Below are 9,722 nucleotides of genomic sequence, written 5' to 3' on the forward strand. Positions count from 1 at the left end.
CCGCCGCCGCGCTGCGCCGTCCGCCCGCGAGCAGCGCCCGCGCACGCCCCACGGCGGCGTCCACCTGCTCGGCCGACGCGTCGGTGTGCCCGACGGACGGCACGACACCGCCGCGCACCAGGGCGGCCAGCACGTCGTCCACCGCCGCCCGGCCGTCGCGCGCACCGTGCCCGTCGGCGACGCCCGGGACCTCCGGGGCGACCGTCATCGTCACCAGGTGCCCGCGCGCCGCCTCGACGAGGTCGGCGACCAGCGCCGGGTCCCCCGCCAGCATGTCCGCCGGGTTCTGCGCGCCGCACCGGTCGGCGGACAGGAACGGCCCCTCCGCGTGGATGCCCACCAGGTGCCCCGCGTCCGCCAGCCCCGCCAGCAGCTCCGCGCGGGCCAGCAGCACGTCCCGGGGTGCGGTCACCAGCGACGCCACCAGCGACGTCGTGCCGTGCCGCAGGTGCTCGTGCACCGCGATCAGCGCCTCCTCGCGCGTCGTCGCGTCCGGGAAGCTCGCCCCGCCGCCGCCGTGGTCGTGCAGGTCCACCAGGCCCGGCAGCAGCGTGGTCCCCGGTGCCGGGTCCGCGGGCAGGTCCCCGGCCCACTCCCCCGGCAGCTGGTGCGCGGGACCGACCCAGGCGATCCGGTCGCGGGCGAGGACGACGACGCCGTCCGGCACGAGCTCGGTCGGCGTCACCACCTCCCCGCGCAGCACGACGTCGGCGGGGGGTCGCGTGGTGGGGGTCACACGTCCCATGATGGCGTACGCAGCCGCACTCAGGGGCGTGCTCAGAACAACCGCGAGTCCACGTCGTCGACGCCGCGCATCGCGTCGTAGTCGAGCACGAGGCACGCGATGCCCCGGTCCGTGGCCAGCACCCGGGCCTGCGGCTTGATCTCCTGCGCCGCGAACACGCCGCGCACCGGCGCCAGCAGCGGGTCCCGGTTCAGCAGCTCCAGGTACCGGGTCAGCTGCTCGACGCCGTCGATGTCCCCGCGGCGCTTGATCTCCACCGCGACCGTCGCACCCGCGGCGTCACGGGCCAGGATGTCCACCGGGCCGATCGCCGTCGGGTACTCGCGGCGCACCAGCGTGCTGCCCGACCCGAGCACCTCGATCTGCGCGGCCATGAGCTCCTGCAGGTGCGCCTCGACGCCGTCCTTGATCAGGCCCGGGTCCACGCCCAGGTCGTGCGCGGAGTCGTGCAGCACCTCGTGCACCTCGATGTCGAGGCGGTCGTCGCTCTTGGTGTGCTGCACGGTCCACACCTGCGTGACGCCGCGCTCGGCGGCCTCGCCCTCGGCGTCCGCGGTGCGCAGCGTGCACGGCGGGCTCATCCAGTTCAGCGGCTTGTACGAGCCACCGTCGGAGTGCAGCAGCACCGACCCGTCGGCCTTCACCACCACGAGGCGGGTGGCGAGCGGGAGGTGCGCGTTCAGCCGGCCGCTGTACCGGGCGGAGCAGCGCGCGACGAGCAGGCGCATGGGACGTCCTTCGTGCTGGATCGGGGAGCGGCCGGGTGCGGGCCGCGACCCACCATCAGATCACGTGGTGGGCCACCGGGGGTGCGGCCTCCAGCCACGACGTGAGACCTGCGTAGGCCTCCGGCGTCATGACGAGCTCGACCTCCTCGCCGGGCGCGACGCGCAGCCGCACCAGCAGCGGGCCACCCGGCTCGGTGCCCTCGACGGCCGCGCGGCGCTCGACGACGCCGATCTGCCCGCGCGGCCAGGTCTGCTCCGGGCGCGGAGCCAGCGACCGCAGCCGCCACCAGTACAGGTCGCGGGCGCCGTAGTGCGCGATGCCGCGCACCCAGCGGCCGTGGCGGCGCTGCGTGCTGCGGAACGACCCGACGCGGCGGGTCAGGGAGTGCCAGCGGGACACCGCCAGCCCGGCGACGACCACGACCAGCGCGGCGAGCAGCAGGGCGACCAGCGCGATGTGGTGCCCGCTCACGCCGCCGTCCCGCCCGTCGCCCGGTCGGTCAGCGGCCGGACGTGCCGGCGGCGACCGCCTCGGCGGCGTCGACGACCACGGTGACCTGGTCGCCGTCGACGGACAGGAACCCGCCCTCGACCGACCAGCGGTGCACGGCACCGCCGGCCTCGATCACCCGGACCTCCCCGTGCCGGAGCACGGAGAGGACCGGGGTGTGCCCGGCCAGGATGCCGATCTCGCCGTCGGACGCGGGGGCGCTGACCTGGCGCGCCTCACCGGACCAGATGGTGCCGTCGGTGTCGACGAGGTCGACCTCGAGCTGGGCCATGGTGCGAGAACCTCCTGGGTGGGCGGGATCGAAGGGGGTGGAGCCGACGTCGTCAGACGCCGTACTCCTTCTGGATGCGGGCCCAGTTGCGCTCGAGGTCCTCGAGGCCGCCGATGTTGAAGAAGGCCTGCTCCGAGATGTGGTCGAACTCGCCGTCCGCGATCTTCTTGAACGCCTCGACGGTCTCGGACACCGGCACGGTGGAGCCCACGACGCCCGTGAACTTCTCGGCCATGTAGGTGTTCTGCGAGAGGAACTGCTGGATGCGACGCGCACGCGCGACGACCGTCTTGTCCTCCTCCGACAGCTCGTCGACACCGAGGATCGCGATGATGTCCTGGAGCTCCTTGTTGCGCTGCAGGATCGACTTCACGCGGGTCGCCACGTCGTAGTGCTCCTGGCCCACGTAGCGCGGGTCGAGGATGCGGGACGTCGACGCCAGCGGGTCGACCGCGGGGTACAGACCGCGCGAGGCGATCTCACGGGAGAGCTCCGTGGTGGCGTCGAGGTGCGCGAACGTCGTCGCCGGCGCCGGGTCGGTGTAGTCGTCCGCGGGGACGTAGATCGCCTGCAGCGAGGTGATCGAGTGACCGCGCGTCGAGGTGATGCGCTCCTGCAGCAGGCCCATCTCGTCGGCGAGGTTCGGCTGGTACCCGACCGCGGACGGCATGCGGCCGAGCAGCGTCGACACCTCGGAACCGGCCTGCGTGAACCGGAAGATGTTGTCGATGAACAGCAGCACGTCCTGCTTGGCGACGTCGCGGAAGTACTCCGCCATCGTCAGGGCCGACAGGGCGACGCGCAGACGCGTGCCCGGCGGCTCGTCCATCTGGCCGAAGACGAGGGCGGTCTTGTCGAAGACGCCCGCCTCCTCCATCTCGACGATGAGGTCGTTGCCCTCACGGGTGCGCTCGCCGACACCGGCGAACACCGACACACCACCGTGGTCCTGCGCGACGCGCTGGATCATCTCCTGGATGAGGACGGTCTTGCCGACGCCGGCGCCGCCGAACAGGCCGATCTTCCCGCCGAGGACGTACGGCGTGAGCAGGTCGATGACCTTGATGCCGGTCTCGAACATCTGCGTCTTCGACTCGAGCTGGTCGAAGGCGGGGGCCTTGCGGTGGATCGGCCAGCGCTCGGTGACCTCGAACTTCTCGCCCTCGGCCAGGTTCAGCACGTCACCGGTCACGTTGAACACGTGACCCTTGGTGACGTCGCCGACCGGGACGCTGATCGGCGAGCCCGTGTCGGTCACCTGCGCGCCGCGGACCAGGCCGTCGGTCGGCTTGAGGGCGATGGCGCGCACCAGCGAGTCGCCCAGGTGCTGGGCGACCTCGAGGGTCATCGTGAACGCGCCCTCGCCCTCGCCCTGCCCGGACAGGTCGATGTCGACCGTGAGCGCGTTGTAGATGTCGGGGATCTGGTCCGCGGGGAACTCGATGTCCACGACGGGCCCGATCACGCGGGCGACGCGGCCCACGCCCGGCGTGGCGGTGGTGTCCTTCGCGTCGACGGTGGTCGCGGTCATGTCTGCCTGCCTTCGGTCGTCCGCCGGCGGTCCGGCGGGCTGGTTCGGGTCGTGCGGTCTGGGCTTCAGGAGGCGAGCGCGTCGGCACCCGACACGATCTCGCTGATCTCCTGGGTGATCTCGGCCTGGCGGGCCTGGTTCGCCAGCCGCGTGTACGTGCGGATCAGGTCCTCGGCGTTCTCCGTCGCGGTGTGCATCGCCCGCTGCCGCGCGGCGAGCTCGGACGCCGCGGCCTGGAGCAGGCACGCGAAGATGCGCGTCCGCACGTACCGCGGCAGCAGGGCGTCGAGCACCTGCTCGGGGTCCGGCTCGAACTCGTACAGCGGCAGCGCCTCGTGGTCACCGGCGGGCGCGACGCCCTCGACGACCTCGAGCGGCAGCATCCGGACGATCTGCGGGCGCTGCGTCACCATGTTGACGAACTGCGTCGACACGATGTGCAGCTCACCGACGCCGCCATCGGCCTCCGGCGTGTCGAAGGCCTCGAGCAGCGTGCTCGCGATCTCCTCCGCCAGCTCCGACGACGGGCTGTCCGACTCGCCGGTCCACGACGCCGCGAGCTCGCGCTTGCGGAACCGGAAGTACGACTCGGCACGGCGGCCGGCGACGTACAGCACGGCCTCCTTGCCCTCCTCGCGCAGCCGGGTGACCAGGCGCTCCGTCTCGCGGATCACCGACGCGGTGTACGCGCCCGCCATGCCGCGGTCCGCGGCGACGACGAGCACGGCCACCCGGGTCGTGCCCGGGCGCTCCGCGAGCAGCGGGTGCGTGACGTCCGAGTGCGTGGCGACCGCCGAGACGGCCCGCGTGATCGCCCGGGAGTACGGCGCGGCGGCCGCCATCCGGTCCCGGGCGCGACCGATCCGCGAGGCGGCGATCAGCTCCTGGGCGCGGAACATCTTCTTCAGCGACTGAGTCGACCGGACCCGCTGCCGGTAGACGCGCTGCTGTCCGGCCATCGTCAGCCCTTCTTCTGCCGGACGATCTGCTCCTGCTCGACCTCGGTCTCCTCCTCCGGCTCGACCTCGCCGGTCAGCGGCGTGCCGTCACCCTTGAGGAAGTTCGCGCGGAAGGCGTCGACGGCGGCGGCCAGGTCGGCCTCCACGTCGTCACCGAGCTTGCCGGTCGACGCGATGGTGCTGAGCACCTCGGTGTTGCGGCGCAGGTGGTCCAGCAGCTCGGTCTCGAACCGGCGGATGTCCTCCACCGGCACGTCGTCGAGCTTGCCCTTGGTGCCGGCCCAGATGGACGCGACCTGCTCCTCGACCGGGAACGGCGAGTACTGGGGCTGCTTGAGCAGCTCCATCAGGCGCGCACCACGCGTCAGCTGCGCGCGGGACGCGGCGTCCAGGTCGGACGCGAACATCGCGAACGCCTCGAGCGACCGGTACTGCGCGAGGTCCAGCTTCAGCGTGCCGGACACCTGCTTCATCGCCTTGACCTGCGCGGCACCACCGACGCGGGACACCGAGATGCCGACGTCGACGGCGGGACGCTGGTCCGCGTTGAACAGGTCGGACTGCAGGAAGATCTGGCCGTCCGTGATGGAGATGACGTTGGTCGGGATGTACGCCGAGACGTCGTTGGCCTTGGTCTCGATGAACGGCAGACCAGTCATCGAGCCGCCACCGAGCTCGTCGGACAGCTTCGCGCAACGCTCCAGCAGGCGGGAGTGCAGGTAGAAGACGTCACCGGGGTACGCCTCGCGGCCCGGCGGGCGGCGCAGCAGCAGCGACACGGCGCGGTACGCCTCGGCCTGCTTCGACAGGTCGTCGAACACGACGAGGACGTGCTTGCCGCCGTACATCCAGTGCTGGCCGATGGCCGAGCCGGTGTAGGGCGCCAGGTACTTGAAGCCGGCCGGGTCGGACGCCGGGGCCGCGACGATCGTCGTGTACTCCAGCGCGCCGGCCTCCTCGAGCGCGCCACGCACGGAGGCGATGGTCGAGCCCTTCTGACCGATGGCGACGTAGATGCAGCGGACCTGCTTCTCCGGGTCGCCGCTCTCCCAGTTGGCCTTCTGGTTGAGGATCGTGTCGATCGCGATGGCCGTCTTGCCGGTCTGGCGGTCGCCGATGACGAGCTGACGCTGGCCGCGGCCGATCGGGATCATCGAGTCGATGGCCTTGATGCCGGTCTGCAGCGGCTCGTGCACCGACTTGCGGTCCATGACGCCGGGCGCCTGCAGCTCGAGGGCGCGGCGCGCCTCGGGGACGATCTCGCCCAGGCCGTCGATCGGCTGACCCAGCGGGTCCACCACGCGGCCCAGGAACGCGTCGCCGACGGGCACGGAGAGCACCTCGCCGGTCCGGCGGACCTCCTGGCCCTCCTCGATGCCGGTGAACTCGCCGAGGACGATGACACCGATCTCGCGGACGTCGAGGTTGAGCGCGAGGCCCAGCGTGCCGTCCTCGAAGCGCAGCAGCTCGTTGGCCATCGCACCGGGCAGGCCCTCGACCCGGGCGATCCCGTCACCGGCGAGGGTGACGCGCCCGACCTCCTCGGAGGCCGCACCGGTGGGCTCGTACGTCGTGACGAAGCTGTCCAGCGCGGCGCGGATGTCCTCCGGCCGGATCTGCAGCTCGCTCATGGCATCTCTCCTGTCGTGCAGCACGCGTCCTGCGTGCGCTCCCACGTGGGTCGGGGTCGGGCGGTCAAACCCGTCAGCTGGCAAGTCGTCGGCGGGCGTCGGCCAGCCGGGCGAGCACGGTCGCGTCGATCACCTCGGGACCGACCTGGACGCGCAGGCCGCCGAGCACGTGCGGGTCCACCAGGACCTGCACCTGCATCTCGCGACCGTAGGCGCGGGCCAGGATGTCGCCGAGCCGCGCCTGCTGGGCGGCGTCGAGCGCGGCCGCGGAGGTCACCGTGGCGACCGTGCGGCTGCGCCGCTCCGCGATGAGGTCCTCGAGGTGGCCGATCGTCGCGACGTACCGGCGGCCCCGGGGGGCGACGGCGGCGCGACGCGCGAGCACGCGGGTCGCCGTGGCGCCCGTGCCGTTCATCAGCCGGTCCGCGAGGTCGCCGCGCGCCTGGGCGTGCACCGAGTCCTCGTAGAGCAGCCGACGCACCTCGCGCTGCCCGGCGAGCGCGCGGCCCAGCCGGAACAGCTCCTCGGCGACCTGCTCGAGGGTCCCGTCGGACTCCGCCGAGGCGAGCACGGCCGAGAAGGCCAGCTGCTCGACGGCGTCCGCGAGGTCCTCCTCGGCCGACCAGCGCGCCCGGACGAGGCCGCTCGCGGCCTCGACCACGCGCGGGTCCGCCGCGCCGAGCAGCCGCGCGACGAGCGCGGCCTTGGCGTCACCGGCGGCCGACGGGTCGGTCAGGGTGCGCCGCAACGAGCCGGACGAGTCCAGCGCGTCGACCAGCGCGAACAGCTGCTCGCCGAGCAGCCGCCCCTGCGCACCGGCCTCGCGCAGCACCGGCTCGAACCGGCCCTCCGCGGCGACCAGCGACGCCCGGCTCGTCCCTCGCATCAGTTCCCCTTACCCGCGGTCGCGGTCGTCTGGGCGTCGAGCTCGTCGAGGAAGCGCTCCACGACGCGGCTGCGACGGGCCTCGTCCGCCAGCGACTCGCCGACGATCTTGGAGGCGAGCTCCGTGGCGAGCGTGCCGACGTCGGCACGCAGCTGGACGGCCGCCTGCTGGCGCTCCGCCTCGATCTGCCGCTGCGCCGTCTCGGCGATGCGCGCCTGCTCGGCCGTGGCCTTCGCGCGGGACTCCGCGACGATGGCGGTGGCCTCGGCGCGCGCGTCCTCACGGATCTTCGCGGCCTCGGTGCGGGCGTCCTGGAGCTGCTGCTCGTACTCCGCCTTCGCGGCGGCGGCCTCCTCCTGGGCGGTGGCCGCCTGGGCGAGCCCCCCCTCGATCTTCTCCGTGCGCTCGTCGAGCACCGCCTGGAACTTCGGCAGCACGAGCTTGGAGAAGACGACCGCGATCAGGATCAGGACGACCGTCGACCACAGCAGGTCGTAGGACGCCGGGACCAGCAGGCGCCAGCCCTCGACCGTCTCGGTCTCCGCGGCCAGGATGCTCGCCGCGGGAAGCGCGGCGCCGATCACGTGAAGAGGAAGCCGGTGATGAGGCCGAGGAGACCGAGCACCTCGACGAACGCCACACCGATGAACATGGTGGTCCGGAGCTGGCCGGCGACCTCGGGCTGGCGGGCGATGCCCTCGACGGTCTTGCCGATCAGGATGCCGAGGCCGATGCCCGGGCCGAGCACCGCGAGGCCGTAGCCGACCGTGGCGATGTTGCCCGAGATGGCGTTCTCAGCAGCAAGGATGACGCTGGGGTCCGCGAGAAGAGACACGCTTGCTCGTTCCTTCCGTTTGGCCACCGACCGGTCGGGCGGTGGTCGACTGGGTGCGGGGTCCGTGACGGCCCCCGGTGGGTCAGGTGGTCAGTGCTCGTCCTCGATCGACTGGCTGAGGTACACAGCCGTGAGGACGACGAAGATGTAGGCCTGCAAGGCGGCGACGAACACCTCGAACAGGGTGATCGCGACGCCGCCGACGAACGTCAGCGCACCGAACGGCATCAGCGCGCCGGAGCCCGAGTCGATCAGCAGGAACTGGGTCGCGGCGAAGCAGAGCACCAGCATGAGGTGGCCGGCAACCATGTTGGCCATGAGCCGGATCGCCAGCGTGGCGGGCCGCATGATGAAGACCTGCAGGAACTCGACCGGGGTCAGCAGGACGTACAGGACCTTCGGCACGCCCGGCGGGAACAGCGAGGCCTTGAGGAACCCGCCGAAGCCGTGCGCCTTGAAGCCCGCGCCGAGGTACATGACGTACACCCACAGGGCCAGCATGATCGGCAGGCCGATCAGCGAGGTGCCCGCGATGTTGAGGCCGGGGATCACGCCGGTGATGTTGAACGCGAGGATCGCGAAGAACACCGTCGTGAGGAAGGCGACGTACTTGCCGGCCTTCTCCTTGCCGATGATGTCCTCGGCGACGTTGATCCGGACGAAGTCGAGCAGGATCTCCGCGATGTTCTGGCCGCGGCGCGGGACGAGCCGCGCACGCCGGGCCGCCACGACCATGAGGATCAGCAGCACCGCGACGGCGACGAAGCGCACGAGCTGGATGCGGTTGATCTCGAAGATCGTGCCCTCGAACCAGATGGCCGACGGGAAGAACTCGGCGATCGACGGCTGGTGGAACCCCTCGCCTTCGGCAGCGAGCGGCAGGATCGTCGCAAGGCTGGACAGAGCAGTCTCCTGTAGGTCGAAGGCTCCGGCGGGCGGTCCCAGGTTGGGTCACGCCACCGGGACCCGGCCGTCGTGGGTGGTTCGCTGAGAGCCTAGCCTACGGATTCACATGCTCTTGCCCGAGTCGTCCGCATTCGGGACCTCGGTCCCAGCACTCGCGGGTGACACATAAGGGATCCTGCCCCGGGAGACGGCGCGGTAGTCCAGCAGCGCGGAGCCGATGACGGCGACCGCCACGACCGCGGCCAGCACGTACCGGTCGTAGAAGTCCATGCCGCGCAGGACCGCGAGCAGCACGATCACCAGCGCGACCTTGCCCAGCCACATGCCCATGATCACGGCCATCATCCGGCCCGGCTCGGTGGGCGACGTCCACAGCATGGACAGGGTCGTCGCGCCCGAGAACACCAGCGCGATGCCCGCGCCGATCAGGGCGCCCCACACGCCGGGGGCACCGGCGACCAGGTAGCCGATGCCGACGCCCAGCACGGTCACGCCCGCGACGAGCACGGCCATGTCGCGCAGCGCGCGGCGGAAGACGGCGGTGGCCTCGGGGGCGTCGCCGGCGGGGTGCGCGGGCTGCGCGGGTCCGGTCGGGGTGGCGGTCATCGGTCCGTCCTCGGGTCGGGGTCGGTCAGGGCGGTGAGGGGGGCGGCACCGGCGGCGTGCGGCTCGCCGTGCCACGCGGGGTGCCGGGCGTCGGCGGCGTGCCGGGCGGGGCC

The 9,722-nt window shown here is 72.2% G+C and carries 12 protein-coding genes; all 12 read right to left on the bottom strand.

Features of this window, described 5'->3' with window-relative positions:
* A partial coding sequence (locus tag EBM89_RS17980) for an amidohydrolase family protein (protein WP_147463613.1) occupies nt 1-745 on the bottom strand: 745 nt, incomplete at its 3' end.
* A 32-nt stretch (nt 746-777) separates the two neighbouring features.
* Nucleotides 778-1,473, bottom strand: coding sequence for an endonuclease NucS (gene nucS, locus EBM89_RS17985; protein WP_122151008.1), 696 nt, complete (start codon nt 1,471-1,473; stop codon nt 778-780).
* Between the two features lie 55 nt (nt 1,474-1,528).
* A complete protein-coding gene (locus EBM89_RS17990) occupies nt 1,529-1,945 on the bottom strand; it encodes a DUF2550 family protein (RefSeq protein ID WP_158609720.1) in 417 nt (138 codons plus the stop codon).
* A gap of 28 nt (nt 1,946-1,973) precedes the next feature.
* Nucleotides 1,974-2,255 carry a F0F1 ATP synthase subunit epsilon gene (locus tag EBM89_RS17995; protein WP_122151010.1) on the bottom strand — a complete coding sequence of 94 codons (282 nt, stop codon included), beginning with the start codon at nt 2,253-2,255 and terminating at the stop codon, nt 1,974-1,976.
* A 52-nt stretch (nt 2,256-2,307) separates the two neighbouring features.
* A complete protein-coding gene (gene atpD, locus EBM89_RS18000; protein WP_122151011.1) occupies nt 2,308-3,786 on the bottom strand; it encodes a F0F1 ATP synthase subunit beta in 1,479 nt (492 codons plus the stop codon).
* Nucleotides 3,787-3,851: 65 nt separating this feature from the next.
* Nucleotides 3,852-4,745 (bottom strand): F0F1 ATP synthase subunit gamma, encoded by an 894-nt coding sequence (locus EBM89_RS18005; protein ID WP_122151012.1) that lies wholly within the window; start codon nt 4,743-4,745, stop codon nt 3,852-3,854.
* Nucleotides 4,746-4,747: 2 nt separating this feature from the next.
* Nucleotides 4,748-6,376, bottom strand: a complete 1,629-nt coding sequence (atpA, locus tag EBM89_RS18010; RefSeq protein ID WP_122151013.1) for a F0F1 ATP synthase subunit alpha — start codon at nt 6,374-6,376, stop codon at nt 4,748-4,750.
* Between the two features lie 73 nt (nt 6,377-6,449).
* Entirely contained in the window at nt 6,450-7,262 is an 813-nt protein-coding gene (locus tag EBM89_RS18015; protein WP_122151014.1) for a F0F1 ATP synthase subunit delta, read from the bottom strand.
* The gene (locus EBM89_RS18020) at nt 7,262-7,846 is read right to left on the bottom strand and encodes a F0F1 ATP synthase subunit B (RefSeq protein WP_122151015.1); all 585 of its coding nucleotides are present in this window, start codon (nt 7,844-7,846) and stop codon (nt 7,262-7,264) included. The genes EBM89_RS18015 and EBM89_RS18020 overlap by 1 nt, the downstream gene beginning before the upstream one ends.
* Complete coding sequence (gene atpE / locus EBM89_RS18025) at nt 7,843-8,097, bottom strand: ATP synthase F0 subunit C (RefSeq protein ID WP_305038156.1); 255 nt, start codon at nt 8,095-8,097, stop codon at nt 7,843-7,845. Before atpE ends, EBM89_RS18020 begins: the two co-directional genes overlap by 4 nt.
* Nucleotides 8,098-8,187: 90 nt before the next feature.
* A complete protein-coding gene (atpB, locus tag EBM89_RS18030; protein WP_369408668.1) occupies nt 8,188-9,042 on the bottom strand; it encodes a F0F1 ATP synthase subunit A in 855 nt (284 codons plus the stop codon).
* A 63-nt stretch (nt 9,043-9,105) separates the two neighbouring features.
* On the bottom strand, nt 9,106-9,609 hold the full coding sequence (locus tag EBM89_RS18035; protein WP_122151017.1) for a Cg1360 family ATP-synthase-associated protein: 504 nt from the start codon (nt 9,607-9,609) through the stop codon (nt 9,106-9,108).
* Nucleotides 9,610-9,722: the final 113 nt, after the last annotated feature.

This window comes from Cellulomonas triticagri (assembly GCF_003696205.1).
Lineage (GTDB): Bacteria > Actinomycetota > Actinomycetes > Actinomycetales > Cellulomonadaceae > Cellulomonas > Cellulomonas triticagri.